The 21,045-nt window shown below is 29.5% G+C and carries 23 protein-coding genes and 1 tRNA gene; 13 read left to right on the forward strand and 11 right to left on the reverse strand.

Annotated features, from left to right (window positions below; all coding sequences use genetic code 11):
* Window positions 1-2 precede the first annotated feature (2 nt).
* The 6 genes from ABXT48_RS07240 to hemC form a co-directional block, all read right to left on the reverse strand.
* The gene (locus tag ABXT48_RS07240; protein WP_415302920.1) at window positions 3-1,055 is read right to left on the reverse strand and encodes an MBL fold metallo-hydrolase; all 1,053 of its coding nucleotides are present in this window, start codon (window positions 1,053-1,055) and stop codon (window positions 3-5) included.
* Window positions 1,056-1,275: 220 nt separating this feature from the next.
* On the reverse strand, window positions 1,276-2,121 hold the full coding sequence (locus tag ABXT48_RS07245; RefSeq protein ID WP_415302922.1) for a bifunctional 5,10-methylenetetrahydrofolate dehydrogenase/5,10-methenyltetrahydrofolate cyclohydrolase: 846 nt from the start codon (window positions 2,119-2,121) through the stop codon (window positions 1,276-1,278).
* 8 nt (window positions 2,122-2,129) lie between these two features.
* Complete coding sequence (locus tag ABXT48_RS07250) at window positions 2,130-2,420, reverse strand: YggT family protein (RefSeq protein WP_415278218.1); 291 nt, start codon at window positions 2,418-2,420, stop codon at window positions 2,130-2,132.
* Window positions 2,417-3,502: a mechanosensitive ion channel family protein gene (locus tag ABXT48_RS07255; RefSeq protein ID WP_415302924.1), complete on the reverse strand. Its 1,086-nt coding sequence runs from the start codon at window positions 3,500-3,502 to the stop codon at window positions 2,417-2,419. Before ABXT48_RS07255 ends, ABXT48_RS07250 begins: the two co-directional genes overlap by 4 nt.
* A gap of 2 nt (window positions 3,503-3,504) precedes the next feature.
* Window positions 3,505-4,203 carry a uroporphyrinogen-III synthase gene (locus ABXT48_RS07260; RefSeq protein ID WP_415302925.1) on the reverse strand — a complete coding sequence of 233 codons (699 nt, stop codon included), beginning with the start codon at window positions 4,201-4,203 and terminating at the stop codon, window positions 3,505-3,507.
* 1 nt (window position 4,204) lies between these two features.
* Window positions 4,205-5,128, reverse strand: coding sequence for a hydroxymethylbilane synthase (gene hemC, locus ABXT48_RS07265; RefSeq protein WP_415286377.1), 924 nt, complete (start codon window positions 5,126-5,128; stop codon window positions 4,205-4,207).
* 59 nt (window positions 5,129-5,187) lie between these two features.
* On the opposite strand from hemC, the gene tsaD reads away from it, so the two are divergent.
* Both tsaD and ABXT48_RS07275 read left to right on the forward strand, forming a co-directional pair.
* Window positions 5,188-6,261, forward strand: coding sequence for a tRNA (adenosine(37)-N6)-threonylcarbamoyltransferase complex transferase subunit TsaD (tsaD, locus tag ABXT48_RS07270; RefSeq protein WP_415286378.1), 1,074 nt, complete (start codon window positions 5,188-5,190; stop codon window positions 6,259-6,261).
* A gap of 121 nt (window positions 6,262-6,382) precedes the next feature.
* Window positions 6,383-7,129, forward strand: coding sequence for a TylF/MycF/NovP-related O-methyltransferase (locus ABXT48_RS07275; protein ID WP_415302927.1), 747 nt, complete (start codon window positions 6,383-6,385; stop codon window positions 7,127-7,129).
* 371 nt (window positions 7,130-7,500) lie between these two features.
* Here the strand turns inward: ABXT48_RS07275 and ABXT48_RS07280 are convergent, their stop codons facing one another.
* Window positions 7,501-7,953 carry an Lrp/AsnC family transcriptional regulator gene (locus ABXT48_RS07280; protein WP_415286380.1) on the reverse strand — a complete coding sequence of 151 codons (453 nt, stop codon included), beginning with the start codon at window positions 7,951-7,953 and terminating at the stop codon, window positions 7,501-7,503.
* Between the two features lie 115 nt (window positions 7,954-8,068).
* Here ABXT48_RS07280 and ABXT48_RS07285 point away from each other — a divergent pair, with 115 nt between their 5' ends.
* The 3 genes from ABXT48_RS07285 (at window position 8,069) to acs (ending at window position 11,640) form a co-directional block, all read left to right on the forward strand.
* The gene (locus tag ABXT48_RS07285; RefSeq protein ID WP_415286381.1) at window positions 8,069-9,040 is read left to right on the forward strand and encodes a dihydrodipicolinate synthase family protein; all 972 of its coding nucleotides are present in this window, start codon (window positions 8,069-8,071) and stop codon (window positions 9,038-9,040) included.
* Window positions 9,041-9,168: 128 nt separating this feature from the next.
* Window positions 9,169-9,582, forward strand: coding sequence for an EVE domain-containing protein (locus ABXT48_RS07290; RefSeq protein WP_415286382.1), 414 nt, complete (start codon window positions 9,169-9,171; stop codon window positions 9,580-9,582).
* Between the two features lie 12 nt (window positions 9,583-9,594).
* The gene (acs, locus tag ABXT48_RS07295) at window positions 9,595-11,640 is read left to right on the forward strand and encodes an acetate--CoA ligase (protein WP_415286383.1); all 2,046 of its coding nucleotides are present in this window, start codon (window positions 9,595-9,597) and stop codon (window positions 11,638-11,640) included.
* Here the strand turns inward: acs and ABXT48_RS07300 are convergent.
* The gene (locus tag ABXT48_RS07300) at window positions 11,637-12,260 is read right to left on the reverse strand and encodes an esterase (protein ID WP_415286384.1); all 624 of its coding nucleotides are present in this window, start codon (window positions 12,258-12,260) and stop codon (window positions 11,637-11,639) included. The genes acs and ABXT48_RS07300 overlap by 4 nt on opposite strands.
* A gap of 120 nt (window positions 12,261-12,380) precedes the next feature.
* Here ABXT48_RS07300 and ABXT48_RS07305 point away from each other — a divergent pair, with 120 nt between their 5' ends.
* From ABXT48_RS07305 to purH, 7 genes are all read left to right on the forward strand, one after another.
* Window positions 12,381-12,644, forward strand: a complete 264-nt coding sequence (locus ABXT48_RS07305) for a DUF4212 domain-containing protein (RefSeq protein ID WP_415286385.1) — start codon at window positions 12,381-12,383, stop codon at window positions 12,642-12,644.
* Window positions 12,644-14,458, forward strand: coding sequence for a sodium:solute symporter family protein (locus ABXT48_RS07310; protein WP_415302929.1), 1,815 nt, complete (start codon window positions 12,644-12,646; stop codon window positions 14,456-14,458). Before ABXT48_RS07305 ends, ABXT48_RS07310 begins: the two co-directional genes overlap by 1 nt.
* Window positions 14,459-14,530: 72 nt before the next feature.
* On the forward strand, window positions 14,531-14,875 hold the full coding sequence (locus ABXT48_RS07315; protein ID WP_415286387.1) for a hypothetical protein: 345 nt from the start codon (window positions 14,531-14,533) through the stop codon (window positions 14,873-14,875).
* Window positions 14,876-14,922: 47 nt separating this feature from the next.
* On the forward strand, window positions 14,923-15,582 hold the full coding sequence (gene rpe, locus ABXT48_RS07320; RefSeq protein WP_415286388.1) for a ribulose-phosphate 3-epimerase: 660 nt from the start codon (window positions 14,923-14,925) through the stop codon (window positions 15,580-15,582).
* A 4-nt stretch (window positions 15,583-15,586) separates the two neighbouring features.
* Window positions 15,587-16,804: a heparinase II/III-family protein gene (locus tag ABXT48_RS07325; RefSeq protein ID WP_415302931.1), complete on the forward strand. Its 1,218-nt coding sequence runs from the start codon at window positions 15,587-15,589 to the stop codon at window positions 16,802-16,804.
* A gap of 55 nt (window positions 16,805-16,859) precedes the next feature.
* Window positions 16,860-17,198 carry a heparinase II/III family protein gene (locus ABXT48_RS07330; protein ID WP_415303366.1) on the forward strand — a complete coding sequence of 113 codons (339 nt, stop codon included), beginning with the start codon at window positions 16,860-16,862 and terminating at the stop codon, window positions 17,196-17,198.
* Complete coding sequence (gene purH / locus ABXT48_RS07335) at window positions 17,177-18,733, forward strand: bifunctional phosphoribosylaminoimidazolecarboxamide formyltransferase/IMP cyclohydrolase (protein WP_415302933.1); 1,557 nt, start codon at window positions 17,177-17,179, stop codon at window positions 18,731-18,733. The genes ABXT48_RS07330 and purH overlap by 22 nt, the downstream gene beginning before the upstream one ends.
* Here the strand turns inward: purH and ABXT48_RS07340 are convergent.
* Complete coding sequence (locus ABXT48_RS07340; RefSeq protein ID WP_415286390.1) at window positions 18,723-19,067, reverse strand: 4a-hydroxytetrahydrobiopterin dehydratase; 345 nt, start codon at window positions 19,065-19,067, stop codon at window positions 18,723-18,725. The genes purH and ABXT48_RS07340 overlap by 11 nt on opposite strands.
* A gap of 22 nt (window positions 19,068-19,089) precedes the next feature.
* Window positions 19,090-19,164 (reverse strand) — tRNA-Gly (locus ABXT48_RS07345).
* Between the two features lie 97 nt (window positions 19,165-19,261).
* On the opposite strand from ABXT48_RS07345, the gene ABXT48_RS07350 reads away from it, so the two are divergent.
* A complete protein-coding gene (locus ABXT48_RS07350; RefSeq protein WP_415286391.1) occupies window positions 19,262-19,903 on the forward strand; it encodes an LON peptidase substrate-binding domain-containing protein in 642 nt (213 codons plus the stop codon).
* Window positions 19,904-19,905: 2 nt separating this feature from the next.
* On the opposite strand, the gene ABXT48_RS07355 is transcribed toward ABXT48_RS07350, so the two are convergent.
* Window positions 19,906-21,000 (reverse strand): FAD-dependent monooxygenase, encoded by a 1,095-nt coding sequence (locus ABXT48_RS07355; protein WP_415286392.1) that lies wholly within the window; start codon window positions 20,998-21,000, stop codon window positions 19,906-19,908.
* Window positions 21,001-21,045: the final 45 nt, after the last annotated feature.

Below are 21,045 nucleotides of genomic sequence, written 5' to 3' on the forward strand. Positions count from 1 at the left end.
TCTTAATTTGATAATATATTTTTTAAAGAGTTAATCTCTCCAATTTTAAAGATAATAGCATCCTCTTTTTTAAAACCATATTTTTCTGCACTAGCTTTAAATCGTACAGGTGGTTCCATAATTGGCTCTAAAGATAAAACAAAAGTTCCCCAATGTGTTCCCATAACCTTTTTACTTCTTAAATCTTTAGCTACATTTAAAGCTTCTTCTGGCGTTGTGTGATAAATCGATTTATCAAACATAGGCTTAAAGTCATAAGCTCCAATATTAATCATTGTTAAATCAATTGGACCATATTTTTCACCTAATTCTTTATAAATATTTCCATAACCAGTATCACAAGCAAATAAGATTTTTTTTCCCTTATATTCAATTAAGAAATTACCCCAGAGTGTTTTGTTCATATCTGTTAGGCTTCTTTTAGACCAATGAACAGCTGGGAGTAATGTTACTTTTAGATCATCATTAACTTTAATTTCTTCGTACCAATCCATTTCATTTACATCTTTAAATTTATTTTTTGTAAAATATTTTCCAAGATTTAGAGGTGCTAAAACTTTTGTATTTTTAAACGGGTACTTTCTAATGGTTCCCATATCTTGATGATCATAATGATTATGTGTTAATAATAATAAATCAGTCTTTGGAATTTCATTTAAATTTAAGGCAGGCTCAGTAAATCTATCTGGGCCAAAAATTAAAGGTCCTGCATTTTTAGAGAATACAGGATCTGTTATAATCGTTGTATCTCCTAACTTAATTAAGTATGTAGCATGACCAATCCAAGCAATATAATCTTCATTTTTATACTTTTCTAAATCAGATAAAACTTTCTCTTTAGCTACAACATGTTCTTTTGGAACATTCATGTCTATTTTCTTTTTCAATTTAATGAATTGTGTGTATGAAAACTTGGCTTGGCTAGTTCTAACTGGAGATCCTTCTGGATTTCTAAAAGTTCCATCTGGTAAATGATGATAAGATTTTTTTTCTAAAGCCATTATTGAAGAGTTATAAATAATAATTGAGAATAAGAAAATTAAAAATTTTATCATTTATGTTGTTTTTTTAATTAAATTTTTGTTTTAGTACATGTGGACATAAATAATTTTTTATCAACTAATTATAAGCTTACTAGTCACTTCAAAGTTACTTAAATAATGACTGGTCATTTTTTGTTATTTGTTTGCAAGATAGTCATAGGAAAAATTAATAAAAAATAAACATTTCCTTTTTCAAATGTTAAGGAATTATTAGGAGGGAAATGGAAAATTTTTATTTCTGAGTTCTTTTAAAACACTCAATAGTATTTTTTAGCAAGCAGGCAATAGTCATTGGCCCTACTCCACCTGGAACAGGTGTTAAAGCTCTTGCAACTTTTGACACTTCTTCAAAAGCAACATCTCCAACAATACCGTTTTCAGTTTTATTTATTCCAACATCAATTATGATTGCATCTTTTTTAACCCAGTCTGCTTTTACAAGCTCTGGAATACCAACTGCTGCAACAATAATATCTGCCTCCAAGCATTCTGCTTTTAAATCTTTAGTTTTTGAATGGGTTATCGTAACCGTACAATTTTCCTTTAAAAGTAACTGTGCCATTGGCTTGCCATTTAAATTTGATCTACCAATCATAACTGCTTTTTTTCCACTTAGATTTGGTTCAATTTTTTTAATCATTAAATAACATCCTAGCGGAGTACAAGGTACTGAGCTTTCATAGCCTGATGAAAGATTACCAACATTCATTGGGTGAAACCCATCAACATCTTTACCTGGCAAAATAGTTTCAATAACTTTTTGCTTATCGATGTGTTTTGGTAAAGGCAATTGAACTAAAATTCCTGAAATACTTTCATCTTTATTTAATTCTTCAATTTTATCTAATACTGTTTTTTCTTCCACAGCTTCTGGATATCTAATTACTTCAGATTTTAACCCCACTTCATCCGCAGCTTTTTCTTTCATACGAACATAAATTTGACTAGGAGCCATATCTCCAATTAATATTACTGTAAGTCCTGGAATTTTATTATGTTTAGCTTTTAACTCTACAAGTTCTCTTCTAAGATCTTCTCTGAGTTCAGCTGCTATTTTTTTTCCATCTATTAAGATCATAAATTTCCCTAAAAAATCATTGGTGCAATGTAGAGTTTCATACACATTTCTATAAACCAAATCAACAACAGTAGTACTACTGGTGCAATATCTAATGATCCTAAGTTAGGGAGAAATCGTCTTATTCTATTAAGCATTGGCTCAGTTAATCGGTAAGTCATTTCTAATATTGAATAAACAAACCTGTTTTGAGTATTTATAATATTAAAAGAAACAAGCCAGCTAATTACTACATTTGCAATTACCACATAAGAATAAAGCTTTAATATTTGAAGAGCTAAGTAAAAAATGGCTATCATTTTTTCTCAATATAAATTGACTGACTTGGGAAAGCAAAAGCTGCTTTGTTTCCTTCAACAATTTGTTTTATTTCAATTGCAAGTTTTTCTTTAACCTCCAACCATGTTGAAAAACTATTAGAAGTAGTAAAACATCTAACCCTCATATCAATCGAACTATCTGAAAATTTTTCAACTCTAACCGCAACTCCTACAGCTTTATCAAAATCATCATCTTTATTAATGTGGCCTTCAATTTCATCTCTTATTTTTTTTAGCTGATCAACAGTAGTGTCATATTGAAGTGTTATTGCCCAATCTATTCTCCAGTTAGTTGTCTCACTAATATTAATAACTGCATTTTCAGCAAACTGAAAATTAGGAATTATAGCTAAAGATTTATCAAACTTTCTTAAAACTGTTGATCTAAAACCAATTTTCTCAACAATCCCTTCAATGATACCTTCTACTAATATCCAATCTCCAATTTTAAATCTTTTTTCTACTAAAACTAAAATCCCTGAAATTAAATTTTTAAATAAATCTTGTGCACCTAAAGCAACAGCAACACCAAATAAACCAAGTCCTGCAATAATTGGTCCAATTTTTATTCCCCAAAGTTCAAGAACAGCTGCTAACCCTAGAATAAAAATTAAAATCTTTAAGGATTTTATAATCCATCCCACTAACTCACGGGTTAACATTTTATCTAGCCCACTTAAAATATATGAAATTGGTTCAATAATTTGATGGATAACCCAGAATATTAAAATTGTAATTAATGTTCGATTAATTGTATCAACTATAGCTCTGCCATCATCTGCAAAAGACATATAATAACTTGCAATAAAAAAACCTAGAACAATTGGTAAAAATCTAGCTGGCCCTTCCATTGCATGGACGAATGTGTCATCTAATTTATTTGTAGTTCTTTTTGAAATTGCTTCTAATCTTTTAATAATAACTTTACTTATTATTCCTCTAAAAATTAAAAAAATAAAAAATATTCCAATACCAATTAGTATTTGAAAAATATCAACTCCACGAATTCCTTTAGACCAAACAGAAATAAACAGGTCACTAAAATTACTAAATATGTCCATAGTTAAATTTTATATAGCAAAAATTCTTCTTCTCCAGGGTTAAAAAGAAAAATTTTTTTCCATTTAATTTCATTAAGAATTGAAGAGGTTTTTTCTCCAATGCACATCAAATTAGTATTCATCCATAAGGTTTCTAGCTGATAATTTTTAATTACTTTTAAAAAATTAATAGCACTATTTTGCGAATAAATGTAAGTGATTTCAGGCATTTTCAATTTCAGTTTTTCGATAAAGCCTTCATCATATTTTTCGATCGCGTTGGCTCTATAATTAATTAATCGTTCTATTGTGTACCCACTCGAAATAAGTTCCTTATCTAAATCGCTAGAGATTATTTCTCCACTTATATAAATTAACTTTCCTTCAGAAGATTTGAAATTTTGTAAGATTAATTCCTTAAGATTATTAACATTTCCCTCAGCTGCAAAAACATTTTGGAAACCAACACTTCTAGCTTTTTTTTCTGTAGCGTTTCCAACACAAAAGCATTTTAATTTTTTATCAATGTTCTTTATATCCAAAAATTTAATAGCATTAGTACTGGTAAAAATAATTCCTTTAAACTCAGGATAGTTTGGAACTTCATGTTTTAGACCTTCAATATTAATTAAAGGTAAATGAGATATTTCATGACCCAATGATTGAAATTTTAATATCATTTCATGACAATCTTCTAAGGGTCGTGTGAATAAAATATGCATATTATTTTTTGTAAGAATTATTAGACATCTTTTTTAGAGTTTCTCCCATCTCTATTCCCAATTCTTCTGCTTTGTCTATACTTTCAGATGATTTTAAATGAAATCTTTTACTGCCATCTAGTGAAAAAAGCTCGACTTCAAGAATAATTTTATTGCCCTCAATACTAGCAAATGCTCCTACTGCTGTTTCACAGTCCCCTTCTAAAACCTTTAAAATATTTCTTTCAGCTTTTATTGTACTATGTGTTGATTGATGATCAACTTGTTTTAATAGCTCAATTAACTCTTCATCACTATTTCTACATTGCAAAGCAATAACTCCTTGTCCTGCACAAGGTATAATTTCTGAAGTAGAAAAAGTTTGAGAGATATTCTGATTTAATCCTAAAGAATCAATTCCAGCATAAGATAAGATAATTGCATCATATAAATTTTCGTTAAGTTTTCTTATTCTTGTATCAACATTTCCTCTAATTAATTTACAATCAAGATCATTTCTTATTTTTTTAATCTGAAATTCTCTTCTAAAAGAAGATGTTCCAATAATTGAATTTGGAGCTAAATCTTTTAGATGTTTATTATCTTTGCTAATTAAAATTTCCCTTGGATCATTTCTTTCTAAAAAACAATCTGTTAACAGTCCTTTAGTTTCTTCAGACGGCATATCTTTTAACGCATGCACAGCTATATCTATTTTTTTTTCTAATAATTCAACCTCTATAGTTTTTGAGAAAAGTCCCTTACCACCTACTTCAGATAATCTTTTGTCTTGAACTTGATCACCCTTGGTTACGATTTCTTTAATGATTACTTCTTCAATTCTAAAATCTTTTGAATGTTTGAGAATTTTTTCTTTAGCCTTTTCTGCATAGATTAGTGCTAATTTGCTACCTCTAGAGCCTATAATAATTTTTCTATTTTTCATTTAATTGCTTTATACTTCATACTTATATTGAGAATGTATTATTAATAAAAACTAATTTAATGAATAAAAAACCCATAATTTTAGGAATTGAATCAAGCTGTGATGAAACAGCTGCCTCAATCATAACTGAAAATGAGCTAGGTATGCCAACAATTTTATCAAGTATTGTTTCGAGCCAGGTAGATGTTCATAAAGAGTTTGGCGGTGTTGTGCCAGAACTTGCTGCAAGATCTCATATGGAAAAAATAGATTTAATCACAAAAAAAGCACTTGATGAAAGTGGAGTAAAAATGGAGGACCTAGATGCGGTAGCAGCAACTGCAGGACCTGGTCTTATAGTCTGTCTATCTGTTGGTTTAAGTTTTGGGAAAGCAATGGCCTCTTCTCTCAATAAACCTTTTATAGCTGTTAACCATTTAGAAGGACATGCGTTAAGCCCAAAACTAAATTCTGAATTAAACTATCCTTATTTATTACTTTTAATTTCTGGAGGCCATACTCAATTTTTAAGTGTTAAGGGGTTAGGAAATTATAAAAGATTAGGAACAACTATTGATGATGCTGTAGGTGAAGCATTTGATAAAACGGCAAAATTATTAGGAATAGAGTTTCCTGGTGGGCCCCAAATTGAAGTATATGCAAAAAAAGGTGATCCCAATAAATATAAATTACCCAAGCCAATTTTTCATAAAGGGGGCTGTAATTTATCATTTGCAGGTTTAAAGACTGCTGTTTTAAAAATATCAAAACAAATAAAAACTGAACAAGAAAAATATGATCTTGCAGCATCTTTTCAAAAAACAATTGAAGAAATATTATATAAGAAAAGTAAAATTGCTTTTGAAGAATTTAAAAAAATGAACACAACAAATAAAAATAAATTTGTAGTTGCGGGTGGTGTTGCTGCAAACAAAAGAATTAGAGAAGTTCTAACTAATCTTTGTAAAGAAGAAGATTTTGAAGCAATATTTCCACGTATTAATTTGTGTGGAGATAATGCTGCAATGATTGCAATGGTTGGATTAGAGAAATTTAAGTTAAAACAGTTTAGTGAATTAGATAGTCCCGCAAAACCTAGATGGCCTTTAGATGCAGATGCTGCTTTTTTAAAAGGTGCTGGAGTAAAATTGTAATGCAGCACTAGTTAATTTAAGAAAACTTAAATGAACTTGATTATCCAGACGAGTGATGATTTAATAATCTTAGTTTATTTTCAAGTAAACACTGAAAAATTAATTTGATAAAGGACGTTTTATGGTAAACATTGTACTGCCTGACGGAACTAAGGTAAATTATCGAGACATAATAGGAGATGATCCAGATGATCTTTATTTCCTAAAAATTATAAACAAATTTGCACCTTATACAATGACCATTAATAGGGGGATTGAGCCTTCATACTCACTATATAAAGCAGTTCAATATATGGTCAAAAATAAAATTCCTGGTGATTTCGTTGAGTGTGGTGTGTGGCGTGGTGGTTCTGTAATTCTAATGGCGCTTGCGCTTGCTCACTTTGGTGACACTGACCGGAAAATTTTTTTATATGATACATTTACAGGTATGACAAAACCAGATGAACAGGATGTAGACTGGGACGGTTTAAATTTACAAAAAAAGTGGAAGAATGACAGCTCAAATCCTGAAAGTGTCCCATGGGGATATGGTGGCACAATTGAGGAAGTCCGTAAAAATGTTTACACATCTAACTATCCAAAAGATAATTTTATTTTTGTTAAAGGAACCGTGGAAAAGACTATCCCAGACAATATACCTGAAAAAATTTCATTATTGCGCCTGGATACGGATTGGTATGCCTCTACTTACCACGAACTTGTCCACTTATATCCGATCATAAGCCCAGGTGGTATATTAATTATTGACGATTATGGATGGTGCCGTGGTGCTCGCAAAGCAACAGACAAATATATTAAAGATCATAAAATAAATTTATTCCTTAGTCGAATCGATGAAAGTGTAAGATTAGCTGTTAAAAGATAGAATTATGATTGGGATTAATTTTTATAGCCTTATTTAGATTAATTTTAAAAAATACAGACTTTTTAGTTTTTACTATTGAGCATAACTTTATTAAATTTCAATTAAAAATTGACTAACTTATGTGTTTTGATGAATATATCAGAGTCTTTAAATCTTTAACTGCTTTTGATGCGTGGTATGTTGCAAAAGAGATTTTTAATGAAATGAATATTTAAAATATGCAATACTGGTTAATTAAACCAAAGCTTACAGTACATCAGCAAGACTCCACTGACTCCCACCAGCTTTTTACTTTATTTAATATATAAACAGTATTGATTGACGGCCATTAATAAATATCTATGTATGGTACATCGCATGGTGCGACTTTTTTAATAAATTCTAGCATGATCAGATTTTACACGACGCAACGGTATAGAAGATTCTACCGATGAAACACCCTCAATAACAGTAAGTTTTTTTGTTAAGAAGTTTTCAAATTCTTCCACATCCTTTACGGCAATTCTAATAAGATAATCTTTAGTTCCTGTCATTAACCAGCATTCAACTACTTCCGGAAAACTCAATATTTTTTCCTCAAATTTATCAAAGTTTTTAGACTGTTGTCTTTCTAAGCTTATAAAAATAAAAGCTGGAAACTTGTAACCAAAAGAATTTTCATCAATATTTACTGTGTAATTCTTAATTATACCTTTTGATTCAAGTTGATTAATTCTTCTTGCAGTAGGGGCAATACTTAAATTTATCTGATCACTTATTATTTGAAGCGTAGCTTTGCTATTATTTTTTAGTATTTTTATTATTTTTTTATCAAGCAAATCCATATAATTAATAATTTTTATTAATAATTTTATAATATTTAATATAATATATTAAAAATCAACTAATAATTAGCAATATTAGATAATATTTACTTTTTAAGTAATGTATTTTCAAGTCGTGAACAATTTTGACCCTTTGTGGGCTCCCATTCTTACGCACTACGAATTAGCCGATAATTTAAGATTAAATAAAGCACTTATAAAAAAACACATGAAGTGGTTAGAGCCAAGTGTAAAACAATTCTTGGTATGCGGAACTACAGGGGATGGCTGGATATTAAGTGATAAATTAATAAACGATTGGCTTGAAATATTAACTGAAAAAAATTTTTTAACTGATCAAAACAAAATATTATTTGGTGCATTTGGGAATACGACCAAAGAAGTTTTGCATAGGGCTAAACTTATTGAAGATTATTTAACTGATCATACGTGTGAAGCAAGCTTTTTTGGATTAACTTTATGTGCACCAGTAAATGAGACAATAACTCAAAACGAAATTATTAAACATTTTGAAAAAATTATTGAAAATACATTGTTACCAATTTCCATCTATCAATTACCACAAGTTGTTAAGTGTGAGATTAAACCAGAAACTTTAAAGTATTTAAAAGATAAATTTAAAAAGAGAATTGTTTTATTTAAAGATACAAGTGATGAAGACAAAGTTATTGATTCAAAAATTGATTTTGGAGATTTAAAATTTTTAAGAGGTGCAGAGAAAAACTATTTTAATCATATTAAACCAAGGGGTAAATATGATGGATTTTTATTAAGCACAGCAAATTGTTTTGGCAAAGTTTTGAGAGAAATATTAAAAGAAGTAGAGAAAAATAATTTTGAAAAAGCAGAAAATCTTTCAAAAAAGCTAAGTGACATTATTGGAGTATCTTTTGATAAAGGAGAAAAGTTGAATTTTGGAAATCCTTTTTCAAACGTAAATAAAGCTTTTCTACATGTAATATTTAATAAAGAAAAATTTAATGATCTTAATTGCAAAACATGCTTTAAGAATAACATACCTGACGATTTTTTAACATATGCAAATGGATTGCTTGTTGAAAACAAATTGATAAATTCATTAAAATAATAAATCAATAATAACCATTGATTGGCACTTATTAATACATACTATCGTATGGTACATATTTGTATTAATTGATGTAAAACGAAAGTGCTATGTTTAAAAAAATAAATAAACCCCGGGAAAACAATTAGATGAACTACTGGTTAATGAAATCAGAGCCTGATGTTTGGTCAATTGATCAACAAAAAAAAGCTGGCGCTAAAGGTGCTCCTTGGGATGGAGTAAGAAATTACCAAGCAGCTAAAAATTTAAGAGGAATGAAAAAAGGAGACCTTTGTTTTTTTTATCACTCAAATATAGGTAAAGAAATTGTTGGTATAGTTGAGGTTATTAAAGAAGCTTTCTTGGATAAAACTGACAAAGATGGACGATTTGTAGCTGTTCAAGTAAAGTTTAAAGAAAAATTAAAGAAAAGTGTAACTCTTGAAGAGGTTAAAAAAACCAAGTCTCTTAGCCATTTATCACTTATTAGACAAAGTAGATTATCTGTTATGCCCATAGACTCTAAAAGCTGGAAAATTTTAAATAAGATGAGTAGTATTTAAATAAAAAAATTCATGCCTAAAAAAAAATCAATATCAAAAGTTAAAAAAAAAACTCCTAAAAAAACTAAGGTTAAAAAAAAAATAAAACCTATTAAGAAAAAAGTTTTAAAAAAAATTGAAGAAAAAGAATTAGTCATAAAGACTAAACCTGAGTGGGTAAAAAGTGCTCTAGCAAATAAAGCGAAATATCAAAAAAAATACTCTGACTCGATAAAAAAAAATGATAACTTTTGGAAGGTTGAGGGAAAAAGAATTACCTGGATTAAGCCATACAAAAAAATTAAAGACGTAAAATACAGCAAAAAAGAAGTTAAAATTAAATGGTATGAAGATGGAACATTAAATGCTTCTGCCAATTGTATAGACCGTCACCTTAAAAATAAAAAGGATAAAACAGCCATTATTTGGGTTGGTGATGATCCAAAAGATACTAAAAAAATTTCGTACAAACAATTACATAATGAAGTTTCTAAAACTGCAAATGGCTTAAGAAAACTAGGAATTAAAAAAGGTGATCGAGTTACGATTTATTTAACTATGATCCCAGAACTGGCGGTAACAATGCTAGCTTGTGCTAGAATTGGTGCGGTTCACTCAATTATTTTTGGTGGGTTTTCAGCAGATTCTATTTCTGGTAGGGTTAATGACTGCGAGTCACAGTACATCATTACTGCAGATGAGGGAGTTAGAGGTGGAAAAACTATCCCTCTAAAAGCAATCACTGATGAAGCATTAAGAAAATGTCCAGATGTTAAAAAATGTATTGTTATAAAAAGAACTGGAAACAAAGTTGGTTGGGTTAAAGGAAGAGATATTTGGTATGACGATTTAATCAAAGATGTATCAAATAAATGTGAACCTGAGGAAATGAACGCAGAAGACCCTTTATTTATTCTCTACACATCTGGCTCTACTGGAAAGCCAAAAGGAGTTTTACATACAACAGGTGGTTATATGGTTTACGCATCCATGACACACCAATATATTTTTAACTACAAACCAAAAGATATTTATTGGTGTACAGCTGATATTGGTTGGGTTACTGGCCACAGTTATATAATTTATGGTCCTCTTGCTAATGGTGCAACAACAATAATGTTTGAAGGAATTCCAACCTACCCTGACAGCTCAAGATGGTGGCAAATTATTGATAAATACAAAGTTAATATTTTTTATACAGCTCCTACAGCTATTAGAGCTTTAATGAGAGAGGGTGATAAGCCTGTTAAGAAAACTTCAAGAAAATCTTTAAAATTATTAGGAACTGTTGGAGAGCCTATTAATCCTGAGGCTTGGATGTGGTATTACAAAACAGTTGGAAATTCTAAATGTCCTATTGTTGATACATGGTGGCAAACAGAAACAGGTGGGATTTTAATTAGTCCACAGACAGGAGCCATGAATTTAAAACCTGGCTCTGCAAGTAAACCTTTTTATGGAATTAAGCCATCTATAGTTGATAAAAATGGTAAAGAAATTAAGGGAGCTGGTGAAGGAAGGTTGTGCATTTCTCAATCTTGGCCTGGACAAATGAGAACTGTTTATGGTGATCATCAAAGATTTATTGATACTTATTTTTCTCAGTTCGATGGAAAATACTTTACAGGTGATGGTGCTAAAAGAGATAAGGATGGCTACTACTGGATAACCGGTCGTGTAGATGATGTAATTATTGTCTCTGGTCATAACCTTGGAACTGCAGAAATAGAAAGTGCTTTTGTTGCTCATCCAAAAGTTGCTGAAGCTGCTGTAGTTGGATACCCACATGATATTAAGGGTAACGGTCTATATTGCTATGTAACTCTAAATGTTGGGGAAAGATCAGATTTAGATCTTGAAAGAGATTTAAAACTTTGGGTAAGAAAACAAATTGGAGCACTTGCTACTCCTGATATTATTCATTTTTCACCTGGTCTTCCAAAAACAAGATCTGGAAAAATTATGAGAAGAATTTTAAGAAAAATTGCTGCTAACGAACATGATCAATTGGGTGACACATCTACTTTAGCCGATCCAAGTGTTGTGCAAAGTTTAGTTGATAATAGAAAAAATATTTAAATCTTAATTAATTCTTTAAATTCTTTTTCAATATTTTCCCATTTTAAGATCATAGAATTTAACACGATCTTTCTGTCTAAAATTTTTAATTCTTCAGCTACTGGTGCCCATTTATATAAGGTTAGAGCGCTTTCATTAAATGGCCAAGATTTATAATATGTATTCCAGTCAATCTTTTCTAATCGTTCTTTAAATTTTTCTTTTGCTTCCGAAATAATCTCTTCTGGCATTTCATTTTTTTTTTCTTTGGTCAAAATTTCATCATAAATTTCATTGGCTTTACTCATGTCCTTATAATTACAAAAAACATTCAAATACGATAGGCTATAAAAAGTAAGATCCTGAAGTGCTATAGAATAAATATTCCATTTAGCTTTGTTAATTGATGCTAAAAATATTTCATCATCAAAGTGTAATACCCACTTAGTTCCCATTCTTGTTTTTAAGTAATTATATAATGTGACCTGAGATACCCAAGCTGATTTTGTTTGAATAAACAGTGTAAGGTCTTCTATATTCTTGATTTTTTTCTTTGGAAGAACTCCTTTAAACAAAGCAAATAAATAAACTCTAAAATCTTCAAGTTTTATGTCTTTTATTTTAAGTTTATATTTGAGCAATTTTACCTACTTTTTATATGCTTTATATTACAAAAATGGCTCCAATTCGAACTATTTAAAGGCTTTCAATCTATCTCATTATGGTTAAAGTTTCTCTCTTAACTATATAGGGAGAGACAAATGTCAAATAAAGCAAAACATTGGGAAAAAACTAGGGGGCTATTGTTTGTTACTTTAGCGATCTGGTTTGTATTCTCGATTGGCATCTTTTTTTTCGGAACTGAAATGGAAGCATCTAGCTTCAAACCTTTTGGTTACCCATTGTCATATTATATGACATGTCAGGGTTCATTATTAGCATTTGTAATTTTGAATTTCTGGTTTGCGGGTAGACAAGAGAAGATAGATGAAGAGTTTGGTTTCACTGAAAGAGAGGATAGCTAATGATAAAAGGTAAATTTATAGACAATCTACCAAAAGTTTATGGAATCTATACAGGTGGTTTTATAGGGTTCATAATATTGATGGCGATTGCTGAACAAATGGGAATGTCTGCAAAAGCAATAGGAATTTCTTTTGTTATATTCACCATTGCTATCTATGCGATAATCGGTTGGTTATCACGTACACTTCAGATGGACGCGTACTACGTAGCAGGCAGAGAAGTACCTACTGTATTTAACGGAATGGCTACTGCAGCAGACTGGATGTCTGGTGCATCATTCGTTGCGATGGCAGGTGGTATTTACTTTAAGGGCTATGGATATATGGCACTACTAGTTGGATGGACAGGTGGTTATATACTTGTATCTACTTTACTAGCACCTTACTTAAGAAAATTTGGCTGTTACACAGTTCCAGATTTTGTTGGTACACGATATGGTGGTAATGCAGCAAGACTTTCTGCAGTACTAGTATTAACAGTAGCTTCATTCACATATGTGACTGCACAAATCAATGCAACAGGAACTATTGCTTCAGTAGCATTAGATATTCCTTTTGAAATTGCTGTGTACGTCGGATTAGCAAGTATATTGATGTGTTCAATGCTTGGTGGAATGAGAGCGGTTACATGGACGCAAGTTGCGCAATATATAGTTTTAATTATTGCTTACTTACTTCCTGTATTCTGGATCAGTAGTAAAATGGGTGCTGGATTCTTCCCACATTTAATGTTGGGAGATGAAGTAGCTAGAATTGCTGAACTAGAAGGTCAGTTTGGGTTTGTGAAAAACTCAGCTGCAGACTTAGCTACAGTACCAAAAGGTTTGGCTGGAATAACTAAAGCACACTCATCGGTTAACGGAACAAGCTGGGGATTCATTTCTCTAGCAATTTGTATGATGGCAGGAACAGCTTCTTTGCCTCATGTTATGATGAGATACTTTACTACTCCAAGTGTAAAATCAGCTAGAAGATCTGTAGCATGGTCGCTACTTTTCATCTTTATTTTATACTCAACTGCGCCAATGTTAGCTACATTATCAAAACTATCACTGATTGATCCAACACTTTCAACAGGGATTATTGGTAAATCAATAGCTGAAGTTCAAGCGATAGATTGGTATCAAAACTGGAACCAAGCTAACCTGATGTTTGTCAGCGACTTTAACGGAAATGGAACTCTTGAATTAAATGAGTTTTTCATGGGTGGTAAAGCTGTTGTGTTAGCTACTCCAGAAATTGCTGGATTACCTTATGTAATCTCAGGTCTGGTTGCTGCTGGAGGTATGGCCGCTGCCATGTCTACTGCTGATGGTTTGATCTTAGCAATCGCAAATGCTTTGTCTCATGACTTGTACTACAAGATCATTGATCCAAAAGCAGAAGCTGCGAAAAGATTAATTGTTGCAAGGGTATTACTTGTAATCATTGGTTTTGCTGGAGCAACTATTGCCGCAATGGGTATCCAAGGTATCTTAGGTTCAGTAATCTGGGCTTTTGACTTTGCGATGTCAGGATTGTTCTTCCCACTTGTACTAGGTGTATGGTGGAAAAGAGCGAATGGTCCTGGTGCTGTTGCAGGAATGCTTCTAGGATTAGCAGCTGGTACTTGGTATCTAATTTGGGTACGTACTGGTGGAGCTGGATTCTGGGGTATTACTCAACTTACATTCGGTATCTTTGGATCGTTGGTTAGTTTAGTTTCTATGGTAGTTGTTAGTTTACTAACAAAAGCACCAGACAGAGCTACTCAAGATATGATTGACGAGCTTCGTATTCCAAGTGGTAAAACAATTCTTGGAAAACAACACTAATTAAATTTATTATTAAGGGGCGATTTATTTCGCCCCTTAGTAAATTTTTAAACAAAATTCCTTTTTATATTTATGCCAGAAATTCATCCTTTTATTCTTATAATTGATTATATTTTAGGTGTTGTAATGTGGACTTTGATTGGAAGAGTTGCGATGAATATCTTTCAACGAGAAAATTCAGAATTTTTTTTTATGAAGGCTTTTGTAAAATTAACAAATCCATTAATTCGTTTATTTAAACCTATTACTCCTTCATTTATTATAGATCCTCTTGTTCCACTCTATGTAGCCTGGTTCTTTTATATGATTAGATTTTACCTTATGCCCTACCTACTAGGGTATTCTGTCATGGGAATGTTATCTTTTCCTTTAGAAAGTGAAATTGCCTCAGAAATTTATCGTATTTTTGGCAAATAATTAATTCAAATTAAAAATAAAATTGATACTACTAATGTTAGTAATCAATGAAAAAAATACAAATATCACCTTCAATTTTATCTGCTGATTTTAGTCAGTTAGGAAATGAAATAAAAAGACTTGAAGAAGGTGGTGCAGATATGATCCATGTTGACGTGATGGATGGCCATTTTGTTCCAAATTTGACAATGGGACCACCTATTATTAAATCATTAAGACAATATACAAATTTACCATTTGATGTTCATTTAATGATTTCTCCTGTGCATAAATATATTAAAGATTATGCTGATGTGGGAGCAGATATAATCACCATACATCCGGAGGCTACTGAAGATTTAAAAAGTTCAATAAAACATATAAAGAGTTTAAATAAAAAAGCAGGGGTTTCTCTAAACCCAAGAACTAAAATTAATTTAATAACTGACTTATTAAATGAGATAGATTTAGTTCTAATTATGAGTGTAAACCCTGGATTTGGAGGGCAAAAGTTTATGCCGGAAGTTTTAGAAAAAATAAGAGAATTAAAAAAAATAAGAGATCAAAAGAATCTAGATTTTGATATCGAGATTGATGGTGGGATTAACTTTGATAATAATAAACTAGCAATAGAAGCTGGTGCAAACATTTTAGTATCTGGGACAACTATATTTAAAAACAATAATGGAGATATAAAAAAAAATATAGGCCTTTTAAAATCAAGTTAGAATAATGATTTTAAACAATTCACTTAAGCTTATCAAAAAAAAAATTCGTCATTTTTATTTAAATTCTAATCTCTATAATAAAAAAATTACACCTTCCTATATTGGGTTAATAGAATATCAACCAAGCCCTAACTTGTTAGATGGTCTTGTAAAATATGATAAAAAAAAAATTAACATAGAAAATTATTCGTTAAATGAAATTTGGGATAATCCAAATTTAAAAAAAAAAGACCAACAGAATTTAAACAGTTTTTTTTGGTTATTTAGCCTAGACCTTAGATCTTCAAAAAAAGATACCCAAAATGTCATTTATCAATGGATTAATAGAAATGACAGATACAACTCTAAAAATTGGAAAATTGATATAATCGGAAAAAGAATAATAGCTTGGATTTCAAATTCTAGGCTTACCTATGAAGACGGAAGTGTTGATTATAAGGAAAAATTTAATGGCATTGTAAAGAAACAGATCAATCACCTTATTGATGAAATTGAAACCTCTGAATTAATCAATGATAAGATTATAGGTTGTGCAGCTATCATTTTAACCGGCCTATCATACTCTCAAAATAATGATTATTTAAATACTGGGTTAAGTTTACTAAAAAAATTAGTAAAATATTCATTGGATAATGATGGCTTTCCAAAATCAAGAAATATTAGGCAGTTAAGTTTCTATTTAAAATATTTTATATTAATTAGAGAGTGGTTCAAAGAATCTCAAAATGAAATACCTGACTTTATAAATGAAAATATATATTATTTAGGTCAGGCTTACGCTTTTATTTGGCAAAACAATAAAATAGATTTTCTCTTTAATGGTAATCACAAAACAAATAACCATAATTTTGACCTTTATTTAAAAAGACTTGGCTATAACTTTAAAAACCAAAATAATGAGCTAGGTGGTTATGTAGTACTTAACAATAAAAAAAATTCTCTGATAATGGATATTGGATCAAGTCCAAATACTAAACTATCTTCAAATTATCAAGCTGGAGCTTTGTCTTTTGAGATCATATCAAATGGTAAAAAATTAATTAGTAATTGTGGTTATTTTCAAAAGGTTAATCACCAATTAAATGAAATATCTAAATCGAGTGCAGTCCACAGCACACTAGTTGTAGATGATAAATCTTCTTGTAGTTTTAATAAACTCAGAGACAAAAAATCTAGAATTAACCAAGGGTTAAGAATATTAAAAAAAAAAAATTGTATTTGAAAAAAATTATTGGAAAATTAATGCTTCTCATGATGGTTATTTAAAACTACATGGAATTGTTCATGCCCGAGAAATAGAATTCTACCCAGAACAATTAAAATTTATTGGACACGATAAAATTATTTCTAATAAGGATATTAAGAATTTAAAATTTGAAATTAGATTTCACTTAGAACCAAACGTTAAAGTAATGAAAACAAAAGATGGAAAGTCAATATTTATAGATCTTGATGGAGAGGGCTGGAAGTTTAGTTCAGACAATTCAATAATGAATATTGATAAAGGGTTATATTTTGGTGAAAAAAATTCTTTCACTGATAATCAAAATATATTTATTTCAGGAATGACTAATGAAGAAAATCAAACTATAAGATGGGAAATCTCAAAATTATAATGAAAAAAATAAAAAAAGCTCTTATTTCAGTATCTGATAAAAAAAATCTAGGTAGTCTTTTAAAAATTTTATCTAAATACAAGATTGAGTTAATAAGCTCTGGGGGCACCTATAAAGAAATAAAGAAACTCAAATTTAAATGTTTGGAAGTTTCTGAATATACTGGTTCACCAGAAATTCTTGGGGGAAGGGTTAAAACCCTGCACCCAAAAATTCACGCTGGTATATTAAGTAAAAGAAATGATAAATCTCATGCTAAGGAATTAAAGGCTAATCAATATGATGAAATTGACCTAGTTATTGTTAACTTTTACCCTTTTGAAAAAACTTTAGAGCAAACGACCAATCATTCAAAAATAATAGAGAATATTGATGTTGGGGGTCCCACTATGGTTAGAGCAGCAGCAAAAAATTATAACGACGTTACGGTTATTACATCTTCAAATCAATATGAGACTCTAATTAATGAATTAGAACATAACAAAGGATCAACATCTATTGAGTTTAGAGAAAAAATGTCTTCAGAGGCCTTCTCTGAGACGGCCTATTATGATGCTGTAATTTCTAACTATTTTAATAAAATTAAAAAAACCAATTTCCCAAAAAAGAAAGTTGTTTATGGAAACTTAATTGAAAAATTAAGATATGGAGAAAATCCACATCAAGAAGCTGCAATTTATTCTAAAACTCAAAATCTTAATATTGAACAAATTCATGGTAAGCAGTTAAGCTATAACAATTATAATGATATTTTTTCTGCATTAACAATATCTAAATCTTTACCTAAAAACTCTGGAACAGTTATTGTAAAACACGCTAATCCTTGTGGTGTTTCAATCAATAAAGATGGTTTAAAAAGTTATAAATTAGCTCTTGCTTCTGATCCAGTTAGTGCTTTTGGTGGAATAGTTTCATGTAATTTCAAAATAAATAAAGCTCTAGCATTAGAACTTAATAAAATTTTCTTAGAGGTTGTTATTGCAAATGACTTTGAAACTGATGCTTTAAAAATTTTGAAAAAAAAAAAAAATATAAGAATTATTAATGCATCAAAATTTATAATGAAAGATTTAATAAAGGTTGGCTCAGTGAATGAATCTATCTTAACACAATCTGAGGATTTAAAAGTTTTTGAGCTTAAAGATTTTAAAGTTGTTTCAAAGCAAAGACCAAATAAATCTCAATTAAAAAATTTAATTTTTGCATTTAATGTTTGTAGATATGTAAAATCAAATGCAATTGTGCTTGCCAGTCAAGAAGCAACTGTTGGTATTGGTTCAGGACAACCTAGTAGACTTGATAGCTGTCAAATTGCTATAGATAAAATGAATAAATTTCAAAACTTAAAAGAAAATGTTGTGGCAGCTTCTGATGCATTTTTTCCATTTGTAGATGGTATTGAAAAATTAGTACAATCTGGAGTTTCAGCCGTAATACAGCCCTCTGGATCAATTAGAGATAAAGAGATAATAAAATTTGCAAACCAAACTGGTACTATTTTAGTTTTTTCTAAAACAAGACACTTCAGACATTAAAAATTTGATCAATTTTAGCTGCTAAAATAAAATCATTTTCTGATAATCCCTCTATAGCGTGAGTGGTAATTTCAATTTTAGCATATCCCCAACCAAATGAAATATCTGGATGATGATTTTCATTTTCTGATATTTCACCAACTTTATTTATGAAATTTTGGCTATTAATAAAATTTTTAAAGATAAAATTTTTCTCTAAAAAATATATTTCTTTGGTATTTTTTTTAACATCCCAACCATCAACTTTTTTTTGATATTTATGAATTTCACTAATATCAAAAGGTAAGATTCCACCCTCACATGGTACACATTTTTTATTAAGTAGATCGCTCATAGATTAGTATGTTTTAAAATTTTGGAGCGGGTCAAGGGAATCGAACCCTCTACCTAATCGTTGGCAACGATTCGCTCTACCAATGAGCTAGACCCGCTTATAAAAAACACTATAAATAGATGGTTTTTTTAGTTCAATCAATAATAAAGTGTTTCATTAGTATATAGATTTTCAAAAATTTGCTAAAAGAAAGAATGAAAAAACAAGATTTACCAAAAACTATACCTGTCTTTCCATTAAGTAACTTTATTATATTTCCTCATACAACAGTTCCATTAAATATATTTGAACCAAGATATGTTGAAATGATTAATGATAGTATGAAAACAAACAAGATGATTGGTTTGATACAGCCAAAAAGCAATGATGATAGTTCAATCCCTGGACTTCATAAGATTGGTTGCTTAGGTAAAGTAATCAGTTTTAAAGATACATCGGATGGTAGATATATGATTGAATTAAATGGGATAGCACGATTTACAATAACAAAAGAAATTAAAAGTACAAAACCTTACCGTATTTGTGAAACCAATTATGATAATTTTGAACTTGATTTAACACCTGAAAAAAGGAAATTAAAATTTGCTGATCTTGAGTCAATCTTCAAGGATTTAAAATTATTATTTGAAAAAAAGGGATACATTATAAATTGGAAGTCTTTAGAAAAACAAGATTTAAATGAAACAATAAATGCCCTGGCAATGGCCTCTCCCTTTTCACTGGAAGAAAAACAAATTTTATTAGAAAGCAAAAATTTAGAAACTCGAAAAGATAAAATTTCAGAAATATTAAACACTTATAGTTTTGATAATTTTCAAAATACAACTATTCAATAAGCTTAAAAATTCATTCCTGTATCGGCTAGTTTAATAAAATAATTGTTTAGATTTTTATTTTTTCCAATATTTTTGAGAATTTTACTAAAGCTTTTATTTTGAACTTTTTTATCTAAGTTAAAGGACTCATGAATCAAGTCTATGGCTTTAGAAAAAACAAAGTTTTTATCTTTCGTTTTTTTTTCAAACTCATCTAATATGCATGAATCTAATTGGATACCTAATTCAATTTTGTCTTCAATTAATTTAGTTAGAATTCTAAGATCCCGTATTGTCATATTAAATCCTTGTCCTGCTAATGGGTGCACCCTGTGAAGCATATCTCCAAAAGCTAAAATATTTTTATAATAATAGTTTCTTAAATTAGATGAACTTAACTCAAAGCTATTTAATTTATCAATTTTATTAATTTTATATTTAGGGTTATTTTTTTTAATTAAATCTATTACATCGCTATTATTAAATTTTTTATTCTTGATATCTATTGAATATACTACAGATGTTTCAATGTCTGAGATTGGTAAAAATGCAATTGGACCTTGCTTTGTAAAAATTTGAGTTGCTGTATTATTCTTTATTTTTTTATGTTTTAAAATAGTGGTATAAGCAAGATTATAATAATTTTTAACAATTTTTTTTGTGAAATATTTTTTTGCTAAAAAATTATTTGCATCACAATTAATTATTAAATCATATTCTTTTTTATTTAAAAACTCTTCATTAATATCTTTTTTTAATATTATTTTTTTAAAAAACTTACTTTCAATAAGGTTACTTTTTAATGACTTTAAAAGTTCATCATTCTTTATCATATAAAATAGATCATTTTTATCATTCTCAAATTTTAATAAATTTTCTGTATAAATTTTATCTGTATAAATTTTTATTTTATTTATTTTCCAATAATTAGTCTTGGAAATTTGAAAAATTTTTTCTTTAAAAAATTGAAAATTACTTTTGGATATTCCTATTGTTCTATTGGAAGAAAAATTATCATTTACAATTTTGTGATAATAATAAACATTTATTTTTTTATTTATAAGGCTTTTAGCTAAAGATAGAGCAGTTAGGCCTTCACCAATAATACAAACTTTCATAATAATTTTAATTTTAACAATAAAAATTAGATGATACAAAGTGAT

Origin of the sequence: Candidatus Pelagibacter sp. Uisw_101 (assembly GCF_047727615.1) — a bacterium.
GTDB lineage: Bacteria > Pseudomonadota > Alphaproteobacteria > Pelagibacterales > Pelagibacteraceae > Pelagibacter.